Annotated in this window: 21 protein-coding genes, 2 rRNA genes and 1 pseudogene (1 of these 24 cut by a window edge); 16 read left to right on the top strand and 8 right to left on the bottom strand. The window is 66.0% G+C overall.

Annotation, left to right across the window (positions count from 1 at the left end; all coding sequences use genetic code 11):
- Positions 1–29: 29 nt before the first annotated feature.
- Entirely contained in the window at positions 30–989 is a 960-nt protein-coding gene (locus tag ACQY8B_RS07425) for a S1C family serine protease (RefSeq protein ID WP_422086105.1), read from the top strand.
- Between the two features lie 73 nt (positions 990–1,062).
- On the top strand, positions 1,063–1,908 hold the full coding sequence (kdsA, locus tag ACQY8B_RS07420; RefSeq protein WP_422086104.1) for a 3-deoxy-8-phosphooctulonate synthase: 846 nt from the start codon (positions 1,063–1,065) through the stop codon (positions 1,906–1,908).
- Between the two features lie 12 nt (positions 1,909–1,920).
- On the opposite strand, the gene ACQY8B_RS07415 is transcribed toward kdsA, so the two are convergent.
- Positions 1,921–2,748 carry an HDOD domain-containing protein gene (locus tag ACQY8B_RS07415; RefSeq protein ID WP_422086103.1) on the bottom strand — a complete coding sequence of 276 codons (828 nt, stop codon included), beginning with the start codon at positions 2,746–2,748 and terminating at the stop codon, positions 1,921–1,923.
- A gap of 133 nt (positions 2,749–2,881) precedes the next feature.
- Positions 2,882–4,777: a GspE/PulE family protein gene (locus tag ACQY8B_RS07410; RefSeq protein WP_422086102.1), complete on the bottom strand. Its 1,896-nt coding sequence runs from the start codon at positions 4,775–4,777 to the stop codon at positions 2,882–2,884.
- Positions 4,778–4,926: 149 nt separating this feature from the next.
- On the opposite strand from ACQY8B_RS07410, the gene ACQY8B_RS07405 reads away from it, so the two are divergent.
- Both ACQY8B_RS07405 and ACQY8B_RS07400 read left to right on the top strand, forming a co-directional pair.
- A complete protein-coding gene (locus ACQY8B_RS07405) occupies positions 4,927–5,760 on the top strand; it encodes an alpha/beta hydrolase (RefSeq protein WP_422086101.1) in 834 nt (277 codons plus the stop codon).
- Positions 5,761–5,916: 156 nt separating this feature from the next.
- Positions 5,917–7,563 (top strand): methyl-accepting chemotaxis protein, encoded by a 1,647-nt coding sequence (locus ACQY8B_RS07400; RefSeq protein WP_422086100.1) that lies wholly within the window; start codon positions 5,917–5,919, stop codon positions 7,561–7,563.
- 19 nt (positions 7,564–7,582) lie between these two features.
- Here the strand turns inward: ACQY8B_RS07400 and ACQY8B_RS07395 are convergent, their stop codons facing one another.
- Positions 7,583–8,110: a GNAT family N-acetyltransferase gene (locus ACQY8B_RS07395; RefSeq protein WP_422086099.1), complete on the bottom strand. Its 528-nt coding sequence runs from the start codon at positions 8,108–8,110 to the stop codon at positions 7,583–7,585.
- Positions 8,111–8,178: 68 nt separating this feature from the next.
- Between ACQY8B_RS07395 and ACQY8B_RS07390 the strand changes: the two genes are divergently transcribed.
- Together ACQY8B_RS07390 and ACQY8B_RS07385 are read left to right on the top strand one after the other, a co-directional pair.
- Positions 8,179–8,520 (top strand): immunity 51 family protein, encoded by a 342-nt coding sequence (locus tag ACQY8B_RS07390; RefSeq protein ID WP_422086098.1) that lies wholly within the window; start codon positions 8,179–8,181, stop codon positions 8,518–8,520.
- Between the two features lie 36 nt (positions 8,521–8,556).
- Positions 8,557–9,006 (top strand): GNAT family N-acetyltransferase, encoded by a 450-nt coding sequence (locus ACQY8B_RS07385; RefSeq protein ID WP_422086097.1) that lies wholly within the window; start codon positions 8,557–8,559, stop codon positions 9,004–9,006.
- A gap of 6 nt (positions 9,007–9,012) precedes the next feature.
- Here ACQY8B_RS07385 and ACQY8B_RS07380 read toward each other — a convergent pair whose 3' ends face one another.
- Positions 9,013–10,290, bottom strand: a complete 1,278-nt coding sequence (locus ACQY8B_RS07380) for a LysR substrate-binding domain-containing protein (protein ID WP_422086096.1) — start codon at positions 10,288–10,290, stop codon at positions 9,013–9,015.
- A gap of 168 nt (positions 10,291–10,458) precedes the next feature.
- Between ACQY8B_RS07380 and ACQY8B_RS07375 the strand changes: the two genes are divergently transcribed.
- The 7 genes and pseudogenes from ACQY8B_RS07375 (at position 10,459) to ACQY8B_RS07345 (ending at position 16,064) form a co-directional block, all read left to right on the top strand.
- The gene (locus ACQY8B_RS07375; protein WP_422086095.1) at positions 10,459–11,487 is read left to right on the top strand and encodes an amidohydrolase family protein; all 1,029 of its coding nucleotides are present in this window, start codon (positions 10,459–10,461) and stop codon (positions 11,485–11,487) included.
- Positions 11,488–11,489: 2 nt separating this feature from the next.
- A complete protein-coding gene (gene ligK, locus ACQY8B_RS07370) occupies positions 11,490–12,191 on the top strand; it encodes a 4-carboxy-4-hydroxy-2-oxoadipate aldolase/oxaloacetate decarboxylase (RefSeq protein ID WP_422086094.1) in 702 nt (233 codons plus the stop codon).
- A 16-nt stretch (positions 12,192–12,207) separates the two neighbouring features.
- A pseudogene (locus ACQY8B_RS07365) lies at positions 12,208–12,354 on the top strand (gallate dioxygenase); the annotation flags it as partial.
- 86 nt (positions 12,355–12,440) lie between these two features.
- The gene (locus tag ACQY8B_RS07360) at positions 12,441–13,421 is read left to right on the top strand and encodes a Bug family tripartite tricarboxylate transporter substrate binding protein (RefSeq protein WP_422086093.1); all 981 of its coding nucleotides are present in this window, start codon (positions 12,441–12,443) and stop codon (positions 13,419–13,421) included.
- An 8-nt stretch (positions 13,422–13,429) separates the two neighbouring features.
- On the top strand, positions 13,430–14,431 hold the full coding sequence (locus ACQY8B_RS07355) for a Bug family tripartite tricarboxylate transporter substrate binding protein (RefSeq protein WP_422086092.1): 1,002 nt from the start codon (positions 13,430–13,432) through the stop codon (positions 14,429–14,431).
- A 25-nt stretch (positions 14,432–14,456) separates the two neighbouring features.
- Positions 14,457–15,350: a DUF1932 domain-containing protein gene (locus ACQY8B_RS07350; protein ID WP_422086091.1), complete on the top strand. Its 894-nt coding sequence runs from the start codon at positions 14,457–14,459 to the stop codon at positions 15,348–15,350.
- A gap of 18 nt (positions 15,351–15,368) precedes the next feature.
- The gene (locus ACQY8B_RS07345) at positions 15,369–16,064 is read left to right on the top strand and encodes a substrate-binding domain-containing protein (protein WP_422086090.1); all 696 of its coding nucleotides are present in this window, start codon (positions 15,369–15,371) and stop codon (positions 16,062–16,064) included.
- Here the strand turns inward: ACQY8B_RS07345 and ACQY8B_RS07340 are convergent.
- Together ACQY8B_RS07340 and hglS are read right to left on the bottom strand one after the other, a co-directional pair.
- Entirely contained in the window at positions 16,061–17,479 is a 1,419-nt protein-coding gene (locus ACQY8B_RS07340) for an FAD-binding oxidoreductase (RefSeq protein ID WP_422086089.1), read from the bottom strand. The two genes, ACQY8B_RS07345 and ACQY8B_RS07340, sit on opposite strands and share 4 nt — an antisense overlap.
- Positions 17,476–18,855 carry a 2-oxoadipate dioxygenase/decarboxylase HglS gene (gene hglS / locus ACQY8B_RS07335; protein WP_422086088.1) on the bottom strand — a complete coding sequence of 460 codons (1,380 nt, stop codon included), beginning with the start codon at positions 18,853–18,855 and terminating at the stop codon, positions 17,476–17,478. Before hglS ends, ACQY8B_RS07340 begins: the two co-directional genes overlap by 4 nt.
- Positions 18,856–18,879: 24 nt before the next feature.
- On the opposite strand from hglS, the gene ACQY8B_RS07330 reads away from it, so the two are divergent.
- The 3 genes from ACQY8B_RS07330 to ACQY8B_RS07320 all read left to right on the top strand — a co-directional run bounded on the left by ACQY8B_RS07330 (position 18,880) and on the right by ACQY8B_RS07320 (position 20,817).
- Positions 18,880–19,986, top strand: coding sequence for a hypothetical protein (locus ACQY8B_RS07330; protein ID WP_422086087.1), 1,107 nt, complete (start codon positions 18,880–18,882; stop codon positions 19,984–19,986).
- Between the two features lie 24 nt (positions 19,987–20,010).
- The gene (locus tag ACQY8B_RS07325; RefSeq protein WP_422086086.1) at positions 20,011–20,313 is read left to right on the top strand and encodes a PAAR domain-containing protein; all 303 of its coding nucleotides are present in this window, start codon (positions 20,011–20,013) and stop codon (positions 20,311–20,313) included.
- 78 nt (positions 20,314–20,391) lie between these two features.
- Positions 20,392–20,817: a DUF1801 domain-containing protein gene (locus ACQY8B_RS07320; protein WP_422086085.1), complete on the top strand. Its 426-nt coding sequence runs from the start codon at positions 20,392–20,394 to the stop codon at positions 20,815–20,817.
- A gap of 357 nt (positions 20,818–21,174) precedes the next feature.
- Here the strand turns inward: ACQY8B_RS07320 and rrf are convergent.
- Both rrf and ACQY8B_RS07310 read right to left on the bottom strand, forming a co-directional pair.
- Positions 21,175–21,287 (bottom strand): 5S ribosomal RNA (gene rrf, locus ACQY8B_RS07315).
- Positions 21,288–21,415: 128 nt separating this feature from the next.
- A 23S ribosomal RNA gene (locus tag ACQY8B_RS07310) occupies positions 21,416–22,395 on the bottom strand (it continues 1,891 nt past the right edge of the window).

The raw sequence follows: 22,395 nt of genomic DNA, 5'->3' as shown, positions 1-22,395 counted from the left end.
AGATCCCGGCGACTGAAAGAGGTGCTCACATGGGCGCACGCGAAGACGAATTCCTGCTCGATTCCTACTCGGCCACCGTCACAAGGGTGGCGCATACGGCCAGCGCGGCGGTCGCGCACATCAAGGTGCGAAAGCAGCCGCAGCGCGGCAACGCGGGCGGCCAGGGCAGCGGCTCCGGCTTTCTCTTCACGCCGGACGGCTTCACCATCACCAACGCCCATGTGGTCGAAGGCGCGAGCGAGCTGCGCGCGGCCTTCGCGGACGGCACCGAGAGCGTGGCGCGTCTGGTCGGCATCGACGCCTCGACCGACGTGGCGGTGCTGCGCATCGAGTCGCACCCCAGCGCCTTCCTGCCGCTGGGCAGTTCGGCGGCGCTGCAGCCCGGCCAACTGGCGGTGGCGGTCGGCAACCCGCTGGGCTTCGACTTCACCGTGACCGCCGGCATCGTGAGCGCGCTGGGCCGCAGCCTGCCCTCGCGCGGCGGGCGGATGATCGAGGACGTGATCCAGACCGACGTGGCGCTCAACCCGGGCAACTCGGGCGGCCCGCTGCTGGACAGCGCCGCGCAGGTCATCGGCGTGAACACGGCGGTTATTCCGTCGGCCCAGGGCCTGAGCTTTGCGGTGGCCATCGACACCGCGCGCTGGGTGGCCGGGGAGCTGATGCGCCACGGCGCGGTGCGGCGCGGAAAACTGGGCGTGCAGTGCGCCGCGATGGCCCTGCCCAGGCGCTGGGTGCGCGAGAACGAATGGCCCGTCGCCACCGGCGTGCGCGTGGTCGAGGTGGTGGCCGGCTCGGCGGCGGCGCGCGACGGGCTGCGCAGCGGCGACATCCTGATCGGCTGCGACGGTACGCCGCTCGCGCAGTTGTCGGACTTGCTGAAGCGGCTGGCCGGCGAAGGCTACGGGCGGCCGTTGCTGCTGAAGCTGCTGCGGCCGGTGGCGGGCACGCTGACGCCGCTTTACCTGACGGTGACGCCCGGGGGTTGATGCCTGCCGGAAAATCGGGGGAATGTCGAAAGCCCGGCCGGACGGACAATCGGCACCTAGCCAGGAGAAAACCTTGACCACTGTCACCATCACCCCCAACGTCCACGCCCGCAACGACGGCCCCTTCGTCCTGTTCGGCGGCGTCAACGTCCTCGAGTCCAAAGACCTGGCCCTGCGCAGCGCCGAAGAGTACGTGCGCGTCACCGGCAAGCTGGGCATTCCCTATGTCTTCAAGGGCAGCTTCGACAAGGCCAACCGCTCGTCGATCCACTCCTACCGCGGTCCTGGCCTCGACGAGGGCCTGAAGATCCTCCAGGCCGTGAAAGACGCGTTCGGCGTCCCGGTGATCACCGACGTGCACGAGGTCGCGCAGGCCGCACCGGTGGCCGAGGTGGTCGACGTGCTGCAGCTGCCCGCGTTCCTCGCGCGCCAGACCGACCTGGTGGTGGCGCTTGCCAAGACCGGCCGGGCCATCAACATCAAGAAGCCGCAGTTCCTGAGCCCGCCGCAAATGCTCAACATCGTCGAGAAGTTCAAGGAAGCCGGCAACGACAGGCTCATCCTGTGCGACCGCGGCACCTGCTTCGGCTACGACAACCTGGTGGTGGACATGCTGGGCTTCGGCGTCATGAAGAAGGTCACGCAGAACCTGCCCATCATCTTCGACGTGACCCATGCGCTGCAGCAGCGCGAAGCCGGCGCCGCAGCGTCGGGCGGCCGCCGCGAGCAGGTGGCCGACCTGGCCCGCGCCGGCATGGCCGTGGGGCTGGCCGGCCTCTTCCTCGAAGCCCATCCCGACCCGGCGCAAGCCAAGTGCGACGGCCCCAGCGCATTGCCGCTGGACAAGCTGGAACCGTTCCTGACGCAGATCAAGGCGCTGGACGACCTGGTCAAGTCGTTCGCGCCGCTGAATATCTGAAGACGCCTCCGCTCAGGCGATCATCGATTCCAGGTCGGCGGCCAGCACGCGCGGCGCCGGCATGCCCTGGACGATGTCCTCGGTGATGCCGACGGCCATCGCGGACTGGGCCGGCCAGAAGGCGCCGAAGTTGCCCAGGTCCATGCCCTGACGCTCCAGCGCCACGCGCCACACGGCCATGTGAAGAATGCCGCCGAGCGCGTCGGGGCGCTCCGCCCTGGCCTGGGTCACGAAGCTGGAGAGCGCATCGACCAGCTCGGGCGCGAACTCCCAGCGCCGCGCCAGCGAGGCGCTCACGTCGCCGTAGTGGTAGCCGAATTCGACCAGTTCGAGCTGCGCACGCCCCAGTGCGTCGAACGGGTGGACCTCGTTCAACGCGGCCATGCGCTCGGGCATGACCTGCGCCATGATGAGATGGCCGATGGCATGCATGCTGCCCGCGGTGAAGGCCAGGTTGGGATCGACGCGCCGGGTCTTTGAAGCGAGATACCGCGAGACCGAAGCAACGCGCAGGCTGTGGGCCCAGAACTCCGGCAGATTGACACCCTCCACCTTCCTGAAGGAGCCGGACAGGCCCGAACTCACCACGAACGACCGGATGGCCGAGAGCCCGAGCATCAGGATCGCGCCCTGGATGGAAGAGATCTTGCGCGGCAGCCCGAAGAACGGCGAATTGACCATCTGCAGCACCTTGGCCGCGAGCACCTGGTCGAGCTCGATGCGATGCGCGATGGCCGCGAAGGGCACGTCGTCGTCGCGCAGCATCTCCATGAGGTCGGACACCACCCTGGGGACGGTAGGGAGCGACTCGTCATTGGCGAACAGTTCGTCGAGTGTCATGGCGCTTGGGCGGTGTTGCCTCGGTGTATGTATGCAAAAGATTTTGCTCCAGTACCCCGCCTGCTCAACGCCGAATCGGTGCGAATCTGTAATTTCTACGGATTCCGGTAGGCCACCGGCCAGGCGCCTCCCATCACACGTTGCTGGTCGCGCGCACTTCCTCGATGGTGGTTTGCCCGGCCAGCACCTTCTCGATGCCGTCCTGCCGCAGCGTGCGCATGCCCTCCTGCAGCGCCGCCTGCTGGAGCTCTTCGGCGCGCGCGCCGGTCTGCACCAGGCGGCGCAGCGTCTTCGACATCACCATCAGTTCGTGGATGCCCACGCGCCCCTTGAAGCCCGTGCCCGCGCAGTGCTTGCAGCCGACGCTGGCATAGGTGTGCAGCCGCCCCTCGCGACCGTAGCGGCGCAGCCAGTCGTCGCGCACCGCATTGCGCTGCCGGCCCGCGTCGTCTTCGCGCGTGCCGAAAGCATGCATGTAGTCGTCGAGCAGTTCCTCCACGGTCTCCGCACTCGCCGGGCTGCTGCCGATGCATCGGGTGCACAGGCGGCGCACCAGCCGCTGCGCCAGCACCGCCAGCAGCGAGTCCGCGAAATTGAACGGGTCCATGCCCATGTCGAGCAGACGCGTCACGGTCTCGGGCGCGCTGTTAGTGTGCAGGGTCGACAGCACGAGGTGGCCGGTCAGCGAGGCCTCGACCGCGGTCTTGGCGGTTTCCCCGTCGCGGATCTCGCCGACCATGATGACGTCCGGGTCCGCGCGCACGAAGGCTCGCAACGCCTTGGCAAAGGTCCAGTCGATGCGGGGATTGATCTGCACCTGGCGCAGGCCGCTCTGGGTGATTTCGACCGGGTCCTCGGCGGTCCAGATCTTTCGCTCCGGCGTGTTGATGTGCATCAGCGCCGAGTGCAGCGTCGTGGTCTTGCCCGAGCCCGTGGGGCCGACGCAAAGCACCATGCCGTAGGGCCGCTCGACGGCCTTGGTCAGCTGCGCGAGGTTGTTCGGCGACAGGCCCAGCTCGCTCATCGGAATCGGCTTGGCCGATGCCAGGATGCGCATCACCACGTCTTCCAGGCCGTTGTTCGTCGGGATGGTCGCCACGCGCAGCTCGATGCGGTGCTGCGGCGAATATTTGGCGAAGTTGATCTTGCCGTCCTGCGGGTTGCGCTTCTCGCTGATGTCGAGGTCGCACATGATCTTCACGCGCGCGACGATCGCGTTGCGGTAGCTAGGCGGCAGTTCCAGGTAGGTGTAGAGCTGCCCGTCGCGGCGAAACCGGATGCGGGTCTTTTCCTGGCCGGGGTAGCTTTCGATGTGGATGTCGGAGGCGCCTTCGCGGTGCGCCTCCAGGATCATGCTGTTGATCATGCGCACCAGCGAGTTGTCCGACTGCTCGATGGGCGCCTCGGCCGCGGGCGCCGCTGGGCCTTCTTTCTCGAGGGTCTGCAGCAGCTCGCTGGTGCCGGCCAGGTCGAACTCCAGCGGGCGCCCCGGGTCCGTGCTGATGGCGAAGGGGTTGGCGGAGGTCTCGCCGATCTTTTCGTAGGCTGCGTTCAGCACGCTGTCGAGGTCCAGGCACTGACCCACCACCGGGGTGACCTTGATCTGCGCGATGAACTCGATCTCGTCGAGCGCCGAGTGCCGGCTGCTCGGGTCGTCGAGCGCGACCACGAGCCGACCGTCGTGCAGCATGAGCGGCATGACCTGCAGGCGCCGCGCCACGCCGTGCGCAATCTTGCGCAGCGCTTCGGTCGAAGCCGGAAACAGATGCAGGTTCACCAGCGGATAACCCATCTTGCGCACCAGCGCGATCTGCAGCTGGCCGCGACTCACCACGCCCATGCGCACCAGCATCTCTCCCAGCGGCACGTCGGGCTCGCGCTGCTGCCGGGCCAGGCCGGCGCGCAGCTGCTCGTCGCTGACCATGCCCAGCGAGACCAGCGCTTCGCCGATGCGCGCTATGGGCGCATGGCTCTGGATTTCGAGTGCGCGCAGCAATTGCTCCGGCAAGACGACTTCATTGGATGACATGAGTGGACCTCCTGATTATTTGAATTGCGTAGCATCGTAGAGCGCAAATGCATGCGCGTGTCAGCAATGCAGGCTCTTGAGTACGCAAGTTCTCAACACTGTGGAACAGACGAAACTCGGACCTTGCACTCTCTCTCGGAGCACACAACTTGTCATCCAAAGTCTCCCGCATCGCGCTCTCGGCTTCGGCCGCGGCCATCGGCAGCATCGCGGCGTACTGGACACTGCTGGCCACGCGCCAGGGCCAGATCCTCTTCAATGCCCGCAAGCTGCCGGTCGTCCATCTGTCGGACGACTTCTCCACCTACTCGCACACGGTGCCCGGCGGCATGGTCCGCGGCTACGTCTACCACCCGCAGGGCGAAGCCGCGCTGCAAGACCTGTTCGTCTATTTCGCCGGCCGGGGCGAAGACGTGCGCGCCACCGCGCAGATGCTGCACTGGCTGCCGGAAGGCTTCGGTTTCGCGGCGCTCAACTACCGCGGCGTGGCCGACTCGCAGGGGCATCCGTCGGAAACGGCTTCGGTGGAAGACGCCAGCCAGTTCGCCAGGCACCTGCGCCGCGCCTACCCGCAGGCCCGCCTGCACGTGGTCGGCCGCAGCCTGGGCACGGGCGTGGCCATTCAGCTCGTGGCGCGGCAGGACTTCGCGAGCCTGCAACTGGTGACGCCCTACGACTCCATGCTGGAAGTCGCCAAGCGCCGCTTTCCGCTCGTGCCGCTGTCATTGCTGCTGCGCCACCAGTTCAACTCGCTCGAACATTGCAAGGAAGTGGCCGCCAAGACCCAGGTGCTGCTGGCCGCGCAGGACGACGTGGTGCTGCCCGAGCGCTCGCAGAAGCTCATTGCGGCCTGGCCCACGCCCATCAGCGTGGAGACGGTGCCGGACTCCGACCACCACAACATCATGGGCCTGGAGGCGACCTGGCTCCATCTCATCGACTTTGCGCTGACGGCCGTGCTGCCGGAGTCGAAAACCGCCTGAATCGCATTGCCGGGCCCGTCGTTTACCTAAAGTTTGCAATTGGACTGCCGATAACCGGAAGTGGAGCGCGGCGACCGCCGCCCTTCTGCGCTTTCAAGGCTGCCCGCCACGACCAACCGGGCGGCCTTTCCATTTCCCGAGTATTGGAGTCCGACCATGTTCCTGAGCAACATCTCAATAGGCAAACGCCTGGCCATCGTGCTGGGCCTCATCCTGGCGCTCTTTCTCGCCACCAGCGTGGCCGCGATACTCAAGCTTCGCCAGTTGAGCGTCGAGATCGACACGATGATCGAGGACAACGTCAAGACCGAGCGCGCGGGGGCCGACTGGCTGCGCCACACCACGGCGGGCGTCCAGCGCGCGGCCGCCATCGCCAAGAGCAGCGACTCCAGCCTGATCGACTACTTCGCCCCCGCCACGGCCGCCTCGATCAAGGACACCAACGAGCTGCAGAAATTCGTCGAGAGCAAGCTGGTCAAGCCCGAGGAAAAGCAGCTACTCGACAAGGTCGCCAACCTGCGCAAGGGCTACCTCGCCTCGCGCGAGGCGGTGAGCAAGGCAAAGATCAGCGGCGACCTCGAAGGCGCCAACCGCCTCTTCGACTCGCAGTTCCAGCCCACGTCGGTCAGCTACATCGAAGGCGTGCAACAGGTCGTGAACCAGCAGCGCGAACAGCTGGACGCCGCCGCGGCGCGCGCCAACGACCTGCGCGCGCAGACCAGCACGCTGCTCATCGTGTGTTCCACGGTGAGCCTGGTACTGGGCGCGCTGCTGGCCTGGTTCCTGGCGCGCAGCATCACCCGCCCGCTGCACAACGCCGAGGCCATCGCCCAGTCGATCGCCGCCATGGACCTCACCGGCAGGCCCCAGCAGAGCTATGCCAACGACGAAACCGGCCACCTGCTGCGCGCCCTCGACCTGATGCGCGACGCCCTGCAAGGCTCGCTGACGCAGGTGCACGGCGTGGTGATGAACGTGTCGACCGCCAGCACGCAGATCGCCAGCGGCAACCAGGACCTGTCGTCGCGCACCGAGGAACAGGCAAGCTCGCTGGAAGAAACCGCCGCGTCCATCGAGGAACTGACCTCGACCGTGAAGCAGAACGCCGACAACGCGCGCCAGGCCAACCAGCTGGCCACCTCCGCATCGGAAGTGGCCGTGCGGGGCGGCAGCGTCGTGTTCCAGGTGGTGGAGACCATGGGCTCGATCAATGCGTCGTCGAAGAAGATCGTCGACATCATCAGCGTGATCGACGGCATCGCGTTCCAGACCAACATCCTGGCGCTGAACGCGGCGGTGGAGGCGGCCCGCGCGGGCGACCAGGGACGCGGCTTCGCGGTGGTGGCCTCCGAGGTTCGCAACCTCGCACAGCGCTCGGCGGCGGCGGCCAAGGAAATCAAGACGCTGATCGGCAACTCGGTCGAGAAGGTCGAGGAAGGCAGCCGCCAGGTGGCCGACGCCGGCCGCACCATGGACGAGATCGTCGGCAGCGTGAAGCGCGTGACGGACATCATGGGCGAGATCAGCGCGGCGAGCCAGGAACAGACCTCGGGCATCGAGCAGATCAACCAGGCCATCACGCAGATGGACCAGGTGACGCAGCAGAACGCGGCGCTGGTCGAGCAAGCCTCGGCGGCCGCGCAATCGCTGCAGGAACAGGCGGGAAGCCTCGCGGAGATCGTCGGCCGGTTCAGGCTGGAAGGCGGTCATGGCGCGCCTGCGGCGGACAACGGCCTTCGCGCCATCGCCGGCGAGAAGAAGGTATCGCGCGGGCTGGCGATGCCGGAGCTGGGTTTCCAGTAAGGCCCTGCTTCGGGGCCGGTCAGGGCCTGGTCGTCAGTTCCATGGGAACGAAGCGGACGCCGTTTCGCTCCTGCTGCGGTCCGGTCGGCCGAAAGCCCAGCCGCTCGTAGACGGGAACGGCATGCACCGACGAGTTGACGGTGAACACGCCGCCTCCGGCAGCCGGCTCCCCGCACCGCGCATCCGCGCTGGCCCGCTCCCAGAGGGCCCGCGCAACGCCCCGGCCGTGCGCTTCGCTCGCGACGAACAGGTGATACACCTTCCGGCCATCCTTCAGCGCGCAGACACCGACCAGCGCATCGCCCTGCGTCGCGGCGTAATAGCTGCAAGACGCGTCGGCCAGCAGCGCCTCGATGGCCGGCGGCTCGAAGGTCGCGAGAAACGCTTGCGCGACCTCTCGGCTTTGGTCCGGCACGAAATAGTGGGCCAGGCTTTTGATCAGGCTGCTGATCTTGGCAGCCTGCTCGGGCCGGGCGGGTGCAATGCACAAGGGATTCATGGAGATGGCGAGGGCTTTCGTCGCAGTGTCACGCGACGCGACGAGCATCCGCCCGCCTGGGTCTGGTTATAAACCACGACCACCCACCCGATTTCAACGAAAGCGGAGCCTTCGAAATGAGCACTCTTGAAGCGATCAGCCCCTTCCAGATCGTCCAGGGCGACAGGAGCACATCGGTCATCCTCAACGTCGGCGACTACCGCGCCGACATCTTCGCGGAGCGCGCGGAAGACGGCTTCGAAGGCAACGGCTACGACTGGGGTTCGCTGGCCACGGTTTTCCTCGAGGAAAAGATGCCCGAGCTGATAGACATCGTGCGCCTGGACCCCGAAGGCAGCATGTTCTGCGCCTATTCCAGCGACAAGCAGGCGCTCGAGACATTCGCCCTCGCCTTCCACGCCATGTGCGAGAACAAGGAACAGATGCGCGACCTGTTCTCGCGCGCCGAGCTCGACTGAAACGAGCCCCCAGCCTCGTCCCGTCAGAATGGCGGGATGCAGATACGCCAGATCTCCGAATCCGAACTCCCGGCGTTGATGGCGCTCTACCGCCATCTTCACGAATCCGACGACCCGCTTCCCGACGAAGCGCATGTGGCCGCCGTCTGGCGCGAACTACTCGGTAACCCGCGCTACCGCTACTTCGGCGGCTACGTCGGTGATCACCTGGTCTGCAGTTGCATCATCACCGTCATCCCGAATCTCACACGGGGCTGCAGGCCTTATGGCGTCATCGAGAACGTGGTGACGCATGCCGACCACCGGAACAAAGGCCATGCGAAGGCTGTGCTGCACGAGGCGCTCGCCTTCGCATGGGCGCAGCGCTGCTACAAGGTGATGCTGATGACCGGCCGCAAGGACGAGGCGACGCTCAGGTTCTATGAGGGCGCGGGCTTCGACCGCCACGGCAAGCAGGCCTTCGTGGCCAAGCCGCACGCCGCGTAGCTGGGCTCAGCGAAAGTCCGCGGACCCCGCCACCACCTTGCCGATTTCCTCCATCAGGGCACGCGCGCCCGGTGACGGAAAGGCGCCCAGGCGCTGCGTCAGCCCGATCTCGCGGCGCGTCTCCTCGAGTGGAAAGTCCAGCACCACCAGGCTCCCGTCGCGGATCTCGTAGCGCAGCTGGTGCGGCGAGATCGCGGTCAGCATGTCGCTCTCCAGCAGCAGCCCGCGCAGCACCGCGAGGTCGCCCGTCTCCACCGCCGGCAACGGCGGCGCCTGCCGCGCATTCGAGAAGAAGCGCTCCAGCAGCTCGCGCGACGGCGAGCCCTGCCGCGAGAGCGTCCACCGCGCCTCGCGCAGCATCCTGAAATCGATGCGCTCTGCGCGTGCAAGCGGATGTCCGGCGCGCGCGATCACCGAGATGCGGTCCTCGAACAGCGGCTGCTGCTGCAGGTCTTTCACTTCGACGGCGTTGTGGCGCAGCGCGCCGAGGATGAAGTCGATGTCGCCGCTGCGCAGCGACGCCGCCAGCGCGTCGTAGGGGCTCTCGACCGTTGAAACATGCAGCTGCGGGTGCCGCGCCAGCAGGGAAGCAATCGCCAGCGGCAGGATCTGCGTGCGCCCGAGCGGCAGCGCCCCCACGGTCACGCTGCCCTGCAGGCTGCCTTCGCTGGCCGCGATGTCCGGCCCGATGTGCCGCAGCTCCGACAGCACGCGCTTGAAATAGAAGGCCACGATCTCGCCGGCCGGCGTCGGCGACAGCCCCCTCGCCGTTCGCGTGAAGAGCGCCACGCCCAGCCCGCTCTCCAGGTCCTTGAGCGCGCTGCTGATGGCCGGCTGCGTGATGCCGAACTCGCGCGCGACGGCGGGCATGTTGCGCTTCTGCGCAAGGCTGGCGACCACGGCGAGGCGGCGGCCGTTCAGGATCGAAGTGAAGAGCGAATGGACGTCCGCGCCGCCGTTCATTCCGCCGCGCGCCACGAGCTGCGTGCGCGCCTCCTCGAATTCGCGCTCGATGCGCAGCGCGCGCGCCAGCACCAGTTCTCCGTAGGCGTTGAGCGCCATGCCCCGCGCGCGCCGGTCGAACAGCGGACGGCCGAGCGCGGCTTCCAGGTCCAGCACCGATCGCGTCACCGCGGACGCCACCCGGTACAGCGCGTCTGCAGCCGCCGCGACGCTCCCCGCCGCGGCCACGGCGGAGAACGCACGCAGGTGCCGCAGATTGATGCCGAGCGCCACGCTGTCGGCGTGTCCGATAACTTTGTGATGTGCGGTTTGTGTATCCACGGGATGCTGCTCTCCTTTGGATCATGCCTTTTCCGCGCTGAGGGTTAACCCTCTCCGATAAAAAAGAATGATGGCAGCGCAACGCTAACTCACGCCACGCGGCGACACGGCCGCGCAGACTACTTCCATGCTTGAAGCCACCACTGCACACCGCCCGGAGCGCTGCGAATGATCATCGACTGTCACGGCCACTACACGACCGCCCCCAAGGCCCTGGAGACGTGGCGCAACCGGCAGATCGCCGGCATCACGGCACCCTCGGAGAGGCCCAGGGTGTCGGAGCTGAAGATCAGCGACGACGAACTGCGCGAATCCATCGAGAGCAACCAGCTGCGCCTGATGAAAGAGCGCGGCAGCGACCTCACGATCTTCAGTCCGCGCGCGAGCTTCATGGCCCACCACATCGGCGACTTCGAGGTCTCATCGACCTGGGCCGCCATCTGCAACGAGCTGTGCTTCCGCGTGAGTGAGCTGTTCCCCGACCACTTCATCGGCGCGGCCATGCTGCCGCAGTCGCCAGGCGTCGATCCCGCAAGCTGCATCCCCGAGCTGGAGCGCTGCGTGAACGAATACGGCTTCGTCGGCATCAACCTCAACCCCGATCCGTCGGGCGGCCACTGGACCAGCCCGCCGCTGTCCGACCGGCACTGGTATCCGATCTACGAAAAGATGGTGGAGCTCGACATTCCCGCGATGGTGCATGTCAGCACCAGCTGCAACGCCTGCTTCCACACCACCGGCGCGCACTACCTGAACGCCGACACCACGGCCTTCATGCAGTGCCTGACATCGGACCTGTTCAAGGACTTCCCGGCGCTGCGCTTCGTCATTCCGCACGGCGGCGGCGCGGTGCCCTACCACTGGGGCCGCTTTCGCGGGCTGGCGCAGGAAATGAAGAAGCCGCTGCTGAAGGACCACCTGCTCAACAACATCTTCTTCGACACCTGCGTGTACCACCAGCCGGGCATCGACCTGCTCACGCGCGTGATCCCGGTCGACAACGTGCTCTTCGCGAGCGAAATGATCGGCGCGGTGCGCGGCATCGACCCCGAGACCGGCTTCAACTACGACGACACGCGCCGCTACATCGACGCCACGCCGATGCTCGACGACCAGGCCCGCCGCCAGATCTACGAAGGCAACGCGCGCCGCGTGTATCCGCGCCTGGACCACGCCCTCTCGCAAAAAGGACTCTGAACATGACGACCACTCCCGTCCTGCAGGAACTCGGCGTCGTGCATCGCCGCGTGGTGCGTGCCGACGCGGCCGCCGTCGAGAAGCTGTCGCGCTTCGGCGTGTCCACCGTGCACGAGGCGCTGGGCCGGCTGGGCCTGATGGCGCCGCGCATCCGCCCCATCCACCCCGAGGCGCGCCTGTGCGGAACCGCCATCACCGTGCTGCTGCAGCCCGGCGACAACTGGATGCTGCATGTCGCGGCCGAGCAGGTGCAGCCCGGCGACGTGGTGGTGGCCGCCTGCACCAGCGACTGCACCGACGGCTTCTTCGGCGACCTGCTGGCCACCTCGCTCAAGGCGCGCGGCTGCAAGGGCCTGGTGATCGACGGCGGCGTGCGCGACGTGCGCGACCTCATCGCCATGGACTTTCCCGTGTTCAGCCGCGCCATCCACTCGAAAGGCACGATCAAGGCCACGCTGGGTTCGGTCAACGTGCCGGTGGTCTGTGCCGGCGCGCTGGTGCAGCCGGGCGACGTGGTGGTGGCCGACGTCGACGGCGTGGTGGTGGTGCCGGCGCAGCTTGCAGCGCGCGTGGCCGACGCTGCGGAGGCCCGCGAAGCCAACGAAGCCGGCAAGCGCGCGCGCTTCGCGGCCGGCGAGCTGGGGCTGGACATGTACGCCATGCGCGAGCCGCTCGCCAAGGCCGGCCTGCGCTACATCGACTGAGCCAGGAAAACGCACCATGGCTCGCATCATCGGCGCCGTCGCCTGCTCGCACACGCCAGCCATCGGCTTCGCGGTCGACAAGAGCAAGCAGCAGGACCCGGTCTGGGCACCCATCTTCGAGGCCTTCGCGCCAGTGCGGCAATGGCTGGCCGACAAGAGGCCCATCGGCCGCTCGCTGCTGGCGCCGGCGTGCCGCGCCCCGGCCAGACGGCTGAGCCCACCCGATTTCGATTCCGGAGACAACAAACAATGAAACCCCTTTCCCGACGCCTCATGCTCGGCGTGGCCTCACTGGCCATGTCCGGCCACTTCGGCATTGCCGACGCGGCCGACGCGTTTCCGTCCAGGCCCGTGAAGGTGCTCGTGGGCTACAGCGCTGGCGGCGCGGTCGATGCCATCGCGCGTTCGGTGGGCCTGAAGATGTCCGCCATCCTCGGGCAGCCGGTGATCGTCGAGAACAAGCCCGGCGCAGGCACCAACATCGCGATCAAGTCGGTCATCACCAGCCCGCCCGACGGCTACACGCTGCTGCTGGCCGCGAATGCACTGGCGGTGAACCCGTCGCTTTTCCAGCCCGCGCCCTATGACCTGGAGCGCGAGCTGACGCCGGTGGCATCGGTCGGCCGCGTGCCGGTGGTGTTCACGGTGCGCGAAGAGTCGGCCATCAAGACGCTGCCAGAGCTGGTCGCGGCGGCAAAAGCCAAGCCTGGCGGCCTGACCGTCGCCACGCCGGGCAACGGATCGACGCCGCACCTGGCCATGGAGCTGTTCCAGCACACCGCCGGCCTGCAACTGCGGCACGTTCCCTACAAGGGCGGCGCGCAGGCGCTCACCGACGTGCTCGGCGGCCATGTCGACGTGGTCGCGGTGAATGCGCTCGAGGCGCTGCCGCTCGCCAAGTCGGGCAAGCTGCGCGTGCTTGCGGTAATGAGCGCCGAGCGCTCCGCCGTGCTGCCGGGCGTGCCGACGGTGGCCGAGTCGGGCTACCCGGGTTTCGAGGCCAGCGTCTGGTATGGCTTCGTCGGTCCGGCCGGCCTGCCCAAGGCCGTGGTCGACAAGCTGCACGACGCGGTGCAGAAAGCCATCGACTCGCCAGAGGTGCGGGCGCAGCTCGCGGCGGCCGGCGGTATTCCGCTGCCGGGGCCGACCGAGCAGTTCACGAAGCTGCTGAAGACCGACGTGGCGCGCTACGGCAAGCTGATCCGCGAAGCCGGCATCAAGCCCGATTGACGCACGCCATGTCCACCAGCATCACCCGTCGCCAGGCATGCCTCGCGGCAGCAGCGACCGCTCTTCTGCCGGCAAGCCGCACCGCCGCCGCCGCACAGCAGGCGTATCCGTCCAAGCCGATCCGCATGGTCATTCCGTTCACGCCCGGTGGCTCCACCGACGTACTCGGGCGGGCCATCGGCATCGAACTGGGCCACGCCTGGCACCAGCCGGTGGTGGTCGACAACCTGCCCGGCGCCGGCGGCTCCATCGGCGCGGACAAGGTGGCGAAGTCGCCCGCCGACGGCTACACGCTGCTGATGGGCCACATCGGCACGCTGGCCATCAACCCGTCGCTCTACCCCAAGCTCGACTACGACCCGGTGCGCAGCTTCGCGCCCGTGGCATGGGTGGCGCGCGTGCCGAACGTGCTGGTGGTGCATGCCTCGGTTCCGGCCCGCACGCTGGCCGAACTGGTGGCGCTGGCCAAGGCGCAGCCGGGGAAACTGGCCTTCGGTTCGGGCGGCAACGGCAGCGCGGCGCACATCGCGACCGAGTACCTCAAGCTGCAGACCGGCGCGTCCTTCCTGCACGTGCCCTACCGGGGCACCGCGCCGGCGGTGACAGACCTGCTCGCAGGCCAGCTGCAGTTGCTGTTCACCGGCGCGCCGGCGCTGCTGCCGCACATCAAGGCCGGCAAGCTGCGCGCGCTGGCGGTGTCGAGCCCGCAACGCATCGCGCTGCTGCCAGACGTGCCGACCGTGGCAGAAAGCGGAGTGCCCGGCACGAAGGATTTCGAGGCCGACCAGTGGTACGGCGTGGTCGCGCCGGCGGGCACGCCCGCGGACATCGTCGCCATGCTCAACCGGCAGATCAACCAATCGCTCAACTCGGACGAGGTCAAGGCCCGGCTGAACGCGGAAGGCGCCGAGCCCACGCCGTCGACGCCACAGGTCTTCGGCCAACTCATTGCGAGCGAAATGAAGCGGTGGGACCGCGTGATCAAGAGCGCCCACATCACCGTCGACTGAAGAAACCACGGAGACACACACCATCATGAGAACGACACTGGGCCTCGTCGGCTATGGCGAAGTAGGCGGCATCTTCGGACGCGGGCTGCGCGCAAAGGATGGCGTGGACGCCGTCTGGGTCTGGGACAAGCGCTTCGCGGATGGCGCGACGGGTGCAGCGGCGCGGGCGGCGGCAGAAGGCGACGGAATGTGCGTGGCAAGCGGCATGAAGGAGCTTTGCGCCCGTGCCGATCTGCTCGTCTCGGCAGTCACCGCGTCCAACACGCTGGCGGTCGCCGAGGAAGCCGCGCGCCATGCACGCAGCGGCAGCCGCTTTCTCGATCTCAACTCCGCGTCGCCCGGCACCAAGCAGCGCGCCGCGGCGGCGCTGGAGCCAGCGGGCGTCGCCTATGTCGAGGCCGGCGTGATGACTTCCGTGCCACCGTACGGCATCCGCGTGCCGATGCTGCTGGGCGGCCCGCAAGCCGAAGCACTGGCCGCAACGCTGGCCGGCTGGGGCATGGACGTGCGCGTGGTGAGCGAACAGCTCGGCATGGCCTCGGCGATCAAGATGAGCCGCAGCATCATGATCAAGGGACTGGAAGCGCTGGTCATCGAAAGCTACACCACCGCCCGGCGCTACGGCGTGGAAGCGCATGTGCTGCCGACGCTGAAGGAGACTTTTCCGCAGATCGACTGGGACAAGCAAGGCGCCTACTTCTTCAGCCGCGTCGTGCAGCACGGCAAGCGCCGCGCCGAGGAAATGCGCGAAGCGGCGCAGACGGTGCGCGAGGCCGGCTTCGAGCCGCTGATGGCTTCGGCCATTGCGTCGAAGCACGACTGGGTGGCCGCGCAGGCGCGCGACGGCGTGTTCGACGGGCTGGATGCCGGCAGCGACTGGCAGGCCTACGCAGACCGGCTGATCGGCCGCGACGCCTGATTCTTCTCGTAGATGCACATGACCAGGACGATCCGGGGAATCGGCTCGATGGCCACGCGTGGCCTGATGCTGGAACTGACGGCGGCGTACACGCGCTCGAGCGGCGTGGCGGTTGCCTTCGAGTCGGTCGGCGGCGTCGAGGCCGTGCGGCGCGTGTCATCGGGCGAGCCATTCGACCTGGTGGTGCTGGCATCGGATGCGATCGACAAGCTTGCGGCCGCCGGCAAGGTGGATGCGTCGCGCAAGTTCGATGTGGTCCGCTCCGGCGTTGCCGTGGCTGTGCAGGCGAATGCGGCGCGGCCCGACATCTCCAGCGAAGACGCGGTGCGGCGGGCAGTGCTGGAGGCCGAACGCATCGCCTGCTCGACCGGGCCGAGCGGCGTGGCGCTGATGGCACTGTTCGAGCGCTGGGGCATTGCAGGCACGGTCAAGGAACGGCTGGTGCAGGCTCCGGCCGGCGTGCCGGTGGGTTCGCTCATTGCGCGTGGAGAGGCTGCACTGGGGTTCCAGCAGCTGAGCGAATTGATGGGCGTCGAAGGCATCGGGCTGCTGGGGCCGCTGCCGACGGAGATACAGATCACGACAACCTTCAGTGCCGCGCCAGGCACGGGTACATCGCAACACGGCGCTGTGATTGAACTGCTCGCTTGCATGACTTCAAGGGAAAGCGAAGCGGCAAAGCGCCGGTTCGGCATGGAGCCTGCCGGAAACTAGACCCGGATCACGCGTCCGGGGTTGAGCGTGTTCTTGGGATCGAGCCCGCGCTTGATCGCACGCATCATCTCCAGCGCCACCGGCGACTTGTGCTTCTCCAGCTTGTCGACCTTGAGTGAGCCCACGCCGTGCTCCGCGGAGAACGAGCCGCCGAACTTCTCCACCGCGTCGTACACCAGCGTGTTGATGCGCTCTTCCTCGTTCTTCAGGAACGCCTTGGTGTCGATGTTCTCCGGCGCCTGCACGTTGTAGTGCAGGTTGCCGTCGCCCAGGTGCCCGAAGTTCACGAGGCGCACGCCCTCGATCTCCCGCTTCAGCAAGGCATCGGTCTCTTCCACGAAGGCGGGAATGCGCGACACGGGGATCGAGATGTCGTGCTTGATGTTCAGCCCTTCCTCGGCCTGCGCCAGCGGAATGCTCTCGCGGATGTGCCACAGCTGGTGGGCCTGTGCCAGGTTCTCGGCCACCACCGCGTCGGTGACGCAGCCGTCCTCGAAGGCGGTTTCCAGCAGGGCCTCGAAGCGCGCGCGGGCGTGGTCTTCGGATTCGCTGTCGGAATTTTCCAGCAGCACGCAGTACGGCACCGCCTCGTCCTTGATGAAGGGCACGCGCAGCTGCGGCATGTGCTTGTCGACCAGGCTCAGCGCGAACTTGCCCATCACCTCGAAGCCGGTCAGGCCCGGGCCCAGGTGCTTGTGCGCCAGGCCCAGCAGCGTGACCGCATGGTCCAGCGAAGGCACCGCCGCCCAGGCCGTCAGTTGTGCGGCCGGCAGCGGATACAGCTTCATGGTCGCGGCGGTGATGATGCCCAGCGTGCCCTCGCTGCCGACGAACAGGTCGCGCAGGTCGTAGCCGGTGTTGTCCTTGCGCAGGCCGCTGGTGCCTTCCCAGATCTCGCCTTGTGGCGTGACCACTTCCAGCCCCAGGCACAGTTCGCGCGTATTGCCGTAGCGGACCACCTGGGTGCCGCCGGCATTGGTGGCCAGGTTGCCGCCGATGGTGCAGCTGCCTTCTGCCGCCAGGCTCAGCGGGAACAGGAAGCCGGCCTTCTCGGCGGTTTCCTGCAGGGTCTGCAGGATGCAGCCGGCCTCCACCGTCATGGTGAGGTTGGCGGCGTCGATGGTGCGAATGGCGTTCAGGCGCTGCAGGCTCAGCACCACCTGGGTGCCGCTGTCGTCGGGGATGGAGCCGACCGCCAGGCCGGTGTTGCCGCCCTGCGGCACGATGGCCGTGCCGGCGGCCGCGCAGGCCTTGACCACGTCGGCCACCTGCTGCGTGTTGGCCGGGCGCACCACGGCCAGCGACTTGCCGCGTGCGCGCTTGCGCCAGTCCTGTTCGTAGGCGGTGAGGTCGCCTTCGTCGAGCACGTGCCGGGCGCCGACGATGGCGCGCAATTGTGCGATGAGTGCGGTCACGGTGCGGCCAGGAAAGGAACAGCCGCTTTCAACGAGCGCGCCTGAGCTTCTTCATACAGCGCGATCTCGTCTTGCACTTTGGCGCCGAGCGCGGCCTCGAACACGGCCTGCGCACTGTTGGCAGCGTAGCTCTTCTGCTCGTCCGCGCCGAGATTCGACTGGAAGATGCCGGCGGCGCTCACAGGCAGGAAGTCTTCGTAGGTGATGGGCTCGGCATCCAGCCAGCCTTCGTCGACGAGGGTGTGGAGCGACTTTTCGGCAAGTGCGTCCTGGTTCGCGGCGCGGCCCTTGTCGGTCAGCGCGTAGCGGAAGAAACCGAGACCCGCTTCGCGCATCGTCTTCAGGTCGTCAGGGAAGTCGCTGAACGCAGCATCCAGGCGGGCCTGGTAGTCGGCTCCCGCATTGCCGGCGCCGTTCGCGTCCCGCACGCGGGCGAGCAGCGCGTCGTAGAGTGCGCGGCCCTTGCGGGTCAAGGCAACGCCGCGTTGCTCGATCTCGCCGAACCGTGCGGTGTGCGTTCCCGCCTCGGCCTCGCTCTCCCCCACGAACGCCACGCGTTCCTGCAGCGCGCGGAAACTGGTCTGGCGCAGCAGGATCGGCACCTTGCGGCGCGGCGGGCCTTCAATGACGTCCTTGGCTGACATGCCGCGGCGCGCCATCTCGACCTGTGCATCGTCGATGTTCAGCGTGCGCGGCGTCAGGTGATTGATGTGCGGGCCCTTGAAGCAAGCCACGTCGGCAATGAGGCGGTGCGCCGCCAGCAGCTTGTCGTAGGTGGCCTTGCTCACCGTGGCCTCGCTGTGCCAGCGGAAGGTCTCCAGGGCCTGCGCCACGAACTCTTCCGCCTGCGCCGCCGTCAGGCCGCCGGCCGTCTCGGCCTGCTCGATGAGCGCCAGCACGCGCGGCGTGAAGATGTTCCGGCGCGCCAGGATCTGCTGCACTTCCGCGCGCAGCGCCGGGTCTTCGATCAGCTCGAGCCGCAGCAGCGAAGTGAAGACGCGAAACGGATTGTTCGACAGCGACGCGTCGGTCACCGGACGAAATGCGGTCGAGTGCACCGGCACGCCGGCCACGGACAGGTCGTAGTAACCGACCGGCGCCATGCCCATCACCTTGAACAACCGCCGGATCGTGGCCAGTTCCTCCGGCTTGCCCAGGCGGATGGCGCCGTGGCGCTCGACGTCGATGCGCTCCAGTTCGCCGTTGCTGCGCAGCTGTGCCAGAAGGGCCGGCTCGCGCATGCTGTCGGCGTTGACGTTGGCGACGACATCGAGCAGATCACCGTAAAGCGGCACCTCCTCGCGGTACATCTCGGACATGCGGCGGGAGAACAGCGAACGGATCTCGTCGCTGGGGAGGAAGGTGGTGTCGTTCATTGGGGGTGGTCTTGGAGTGTCGCGATGCGCCCGGCATTCCCGGAGCGCATCGGCCGAGTGCGCAGCCAAAATTTTCGGCAGCGCGGGCAGGCGGGTCAAACGATCTTCTTGCCTGACGTCATTCCTTCAGCGCATGAACTCGGCCATTCGGCGGCAGCTACCATCGCGAGGTTACAACTGCGTCACGTCGCCGGAGTGAAGCCCATGCCAGTGTCTCCCTTGCAAGATGCTTCCGCCTTACTCCGGATGCGGCTGTTCAGCGAAGGCAGCGATGTGTCCTCGGCGGTGTCACTCCTCTCGGCCACCGTCGAGCGTGCGATGGACAAGGCGGCGACGGCCACGCTGGTGTTCCTCGAAGGCGATCCGGTCTCGCAGGCTTTTGCCTTGAGCGAGTCTGCCACTTTGTGGCTCGGTGCAAGGATCACGGTCAGCGCCGGCTATGGCGAGAACGACGAGGTGATTTTCAGCGGCACGGTGTCGGGCCAACGCATCAAGATTGCGCAAGGTTCGCCTGCGCAACTGGTGGTGGAGTGCCGTGACAAGACGGGCACCGACAACGAAGTGTCAACGGATGCGACGCCCGCTCTGGCCTTGACCTATGGCGTCGACCTCCTTGATTTCGAAGGCGGCTTTGAAGACGAAGTAAGCAGCACTGGCACGTCGGGTCTGCGCGGCCACATGCGGTTCCAGGGCAGTGCTTTGGCCCGCCCTGGTACGCCAATCGAACTCAGAGGCCTGGGCGCGCGCCTCGACGGCAATGTGCTCTGCACCGGCCTCACGCATGACCTGCGGGGCGGCAACTGGATCACCACCGTCCGATTCGGCGCCGCAACGTGCCCCTCCGCCAGCGCCTTGCTCGAATTCACTGACGAGAACGGCAACAGGATTGCACTCGATGCCGACGGCATCACGCTGGAAAGCCCGAAGAACATCCGACTCACCGCCGGAGGCACGATGACGCTTGAAGCAGTCGGTGCACTCTCAGTCAGTTCGAGGGCCGATGCGAAGGTCAGCGGCCTGAACATCGATTGCCGCGCCCAAGTCTCCTTCGTTGCCACAGGCTCAGCCAGCGCGGAGTTGTCGGCAGCCGGGCAGACCGTAGTCAAGGGTGCGATGGTGTTGATCAACTGACAACAAGAACAAGGCCCCATCGCCATGCCACCAGCCGCCCGCTTGACCGACATGCACGCCTGTCCCATGACGACGCCTGGCAGTCCGGTTGCCATCCCTCACGTCGGCGGCCCCGTGATCGGACCCGGTGTGCCCAGCGTTCTCATCGGTAGCCTGCCGGCAGCGGTGCTTGGCGACAACGCAATGTGCGTGGGGCCGCCCGACGTCATCGTGCAAGGTTCGGCGACGGTGCTCATCGGCGGCCTCCCAGCGGCACGCGTTGGTGATGCGACGGCGCATGGGGGCAGCATCATCATGGGTTTACCTACCGTGATGATCGGGGGTTAGGCAGGTCTGCGCAGATCGGCGCGGCCGTCGACGGCTACCATTCGGCTTCACTGTCGGGGCAACCTCCAGGAAGAAGACATGAAGAAGTCGTCGGACGACACGAACCCGAGCCCGTCGGCCTCGGAGCTCATTTCGAACAAGATCGCCGAGCTTGGCGACTGGCGCGGTGAGACGCTCGCCAGGATGCGCAAGCTCATCAAGGAAGCGGACCCCGAGGTCATCGAGGAGTGGAAGTGGATGGGCACGCCGGTCTGGTCGCACGACGGCATCATCTGCACCGGCGAGTCTTACAAGAGCGCGGTGAAGCTCACATTTGCCAAAGGTGCCTCATTGAAGGACCCCACTCGGCTCTTCAACGCGAGCCTCGACGGCAACACGCGCCGCGCCATCGACATTCATGAAGGAGAGAAAATTGCCGCACCCGCCTTCAAGTCGCTCGTTCGTGAGGCGATCGAGCTTAATGGTGCCGGCAAATCTAAGTCTTCGAAGAAGGCGAAGAGCTGAGCTTGCTCGCCATCGTTGGATGTGTGGAAACTTGGGCCGGCTGTCGGTGTGCCCGTGGCGGCCGTCACACTTGAGGCGCCTTTGCAAAGCTGAACAGTACTGGTGCCCCAGGGGGTACAGTCGGGAATGACTTCACATACGCCTGCTACACCTGCCCTGCCTACCGCAGTAACTCCTGTTGAAATTACAGAGACTCGAGCATTCGCACAAGCCTGGATTCTCTTTGCGGTGCTATTTGTAGTGGTTATCGGCGTTCTGTGGGCATTGCAAGCCCACTATGGATGACGATCACGTGCAGCCTCCCCAAAGCAAAAAACCCCGGTCAATTGCTTGACTGGGGTTTTCTGGGCTGTAAGAGCCTGACGATGACCTACTTTCACACGGGAACCCGCACTATCATCGGCGCTGAGTCGTTTCACTGTCCTGTTCGGGATGGGAAGGAGTGGGACCAACTCGCTATGGTCATCAGGCATAAAGGGTTGTCCGGTTGATCACGCGATCAATCGAACGAATTCATAGAGTTTGGAATCAGCTTTTGGCGAATTGTTTTGAATGCGTCAACTTGGCATAACACCTTGATCTGATCGATCAAAGTTATAGGGTCAAGCCGCACGAGCAATTAGTATCAGTTAGCTTAACGCATTACTGCGCTTCCACACCTGACCTATCAACGTCCTGGTCTTGAACGACTCTTCAGGGGGCTCAAGGCCCCGGCAGATCTCATCTTGAAACGAGTTTCCCGCTTAGATGCTTTCAGCGGTTATCTCTTCCACACTTAGCTACTCGGCAATGCCACTGGCGTGACAACCGATACACCAGAGGTGTGTCCACTCCGGTCCTCTCGTACTAGGAGCAGGCTTCCTCAAATCTGCAGCGCCCACGGAAGATAGGGACCAAACTGTCTCACGACGTTTTAAACCCAGCTCACGTACCTCTTTAAATGGCGAACAGCCATACCCTTGGGACCGGCTACAGCCCCAGGATGAGATGAGCCGACATCGAGGTGCCAAACACCGCCGTCGATATGAACTCTTGGGCGGTATCAGCCTGTTATCCCCAGAGTACCTTTTATCCGTTGAGCGATGGCCCTTCCATACAGAACCACCGGATCACTATGTCCTGCTTTCGCATCTGCTCGACTTGTCAGTCTCGCAGTTAAGCACGCTTATGCCATTGCACTATCGTCACGATGTCCGACCGTAACTAGCGTACCTTCGAACTCCTCCGTTACGCTTTGGGAGGAGACCGCCCCAGTCAAACTGCCTACCATGCACTGTCCCCGATCCAGATAATGGACCTAGGTTAGAACCTCAAACACACCAGGGTGGTATTTCAACGTTGGCTCCACAAGATCTAGCGACCCTGCTTCAAAGCCTCCCACCTATCCTACACAGATCTGTTCAAAGTCCAATACAAAGCTACAGTAAAGGTTCATGGGGTCTTTCCGTCTTTCCGCGGGGAGATTGCATCATCACAAACATTTCAACTTCGCTGAGTCTCAGGAGGAGACAGTGTGGCCATCGTTACGCCATTCGTGCAGGTCGGAACTTACCCGACAAGGAATTTCGCTACCTTAGG

This window comes from Variovorax sp. (assembly GCF_965279555.1).
Taxonomy (GTDB): Bacteria; Pseudomonadota; Gammaproteobacteria; order Burkholderiales; family Burkholderiaceae_C; genus Variovorax.
This window is presented reverse-complemented; position numbering and strand designations above follow the sequence as displayed.

Coding starts and splice junctions, on each gene's coding strand:
- ACQY8B_RS07400 (WP_422086100.1), top strand. CDS start 5,917: ATGTTCCTGAGCAACATCTCAATAGGCAAACGCCTGGCCATCGTGCTG.
- hglS (WP_422086088.1), bottom strand. CDS start 18,855: ATGAACGACACCACCTTCCTCCCCAGCGACGAGATCCGTTCGCTGTTC.
- ACQY8B_RS07425 (WP_422086105.1), top strand. CDS start 30: ATGGGCGCACGCGAAGACGAATTCCTGCTCGATTCCTACTCGGCCACC.
- ACQY8B_RS07345 (WP_422086090.1), top strand. CDS start 15,369: ATGACCAGGACGATCCGGGGAATCGGCTCGATGGCCACGCGTGGCCTG.
- ACQY8B_RS07395 (WP_422086099.1), bottom strand. CDS start 8,110: ATGCTCGTCGCGTCGCGTGACACTGCGACGAAAGCCCTCGCCATCTCC.
- ACQY8B_RS07360 (WP_422086093.1), top strand. CDS start 12,441: ATGAAACCCCTTTCCCGACGCCTCATGCTCGGCGTGGCCTCACTGGCC.
- ACQY8B_RS07375 (WP_422086095.1), top strand. CDS start 10,459: ATGATCATCGACTGTCACGGCCACTACACGACCGCCCCCAAGGCCCTG.
- ACQY8B_RS07385 (WP_422086097.1), top strand. CDS start 8,557: ATGCAGATACGCCAGATCTCCGAATCCGAACTCCCGGCGTTGATGGCG.
- ACQY8B_RS07410 (WP_422086102.1), bottom strand. CDS start 4,777: ATGTCATCCAATGAAGTCGTCTTGCCGGAGCAATTGCTGCGCGCACTC.
- ACQY8B_RS07350 (WP_422086091.1), top strand. CDS start 14,457: ATGAGAACGACACTGGGCCTCGTCGGCTATGGCGAAGTAGGCGGCATC.
- ACQY8B_RS07415 (WP_422086103.1), bottom strand. CDS start 2,748: ATGACACTCGACGAACTGTTCGCCAATGACGAGTCGCTCCCTACCGTC.
- ligK (WP_422086094.1), top strand. CDS start 11,490: ATGACGACCACTCCCGTCCTGCAGGAACTCGGCGTCGTGCATCGCCGC.
- ACQY8B_RS07325 (WP_422086086.1), top strand. CDS start 20,011: ATGCCACCAGCCGCCCGCTTGACCGACATGCACGCCTGTCCCATGACG.
- ACQY8B_RS07390 (WP_422086098.1), top strand. CDS start 8,179: ATGAGCACTCTTGAAGCGATCAGCCCCTTCCAGATCGTCCAGGGCGAC.
- ACQY8B_RS07330 (WP_422086087.1), top strand. CDS start 18,880: ATGCGCCCGGCATTCCCGGAGCGCATCGGCCGAGTGCGCAGCCAAAAT.
- ACQY8B_RS07355 (WP_422086092.1), top strand. CDS start 13,430: ATGTCCACCAGCATCACCCGTCGCCAGGCATGCCTCGCGGCAGCAGCG.
- ACQY8B_RS07320 (WP_422086085.1), top strand. CDS start 20,392: ATGAAGAAGTCGTCGGACGACACGAACCCGAGCCCGTCGGCCTCGGAG.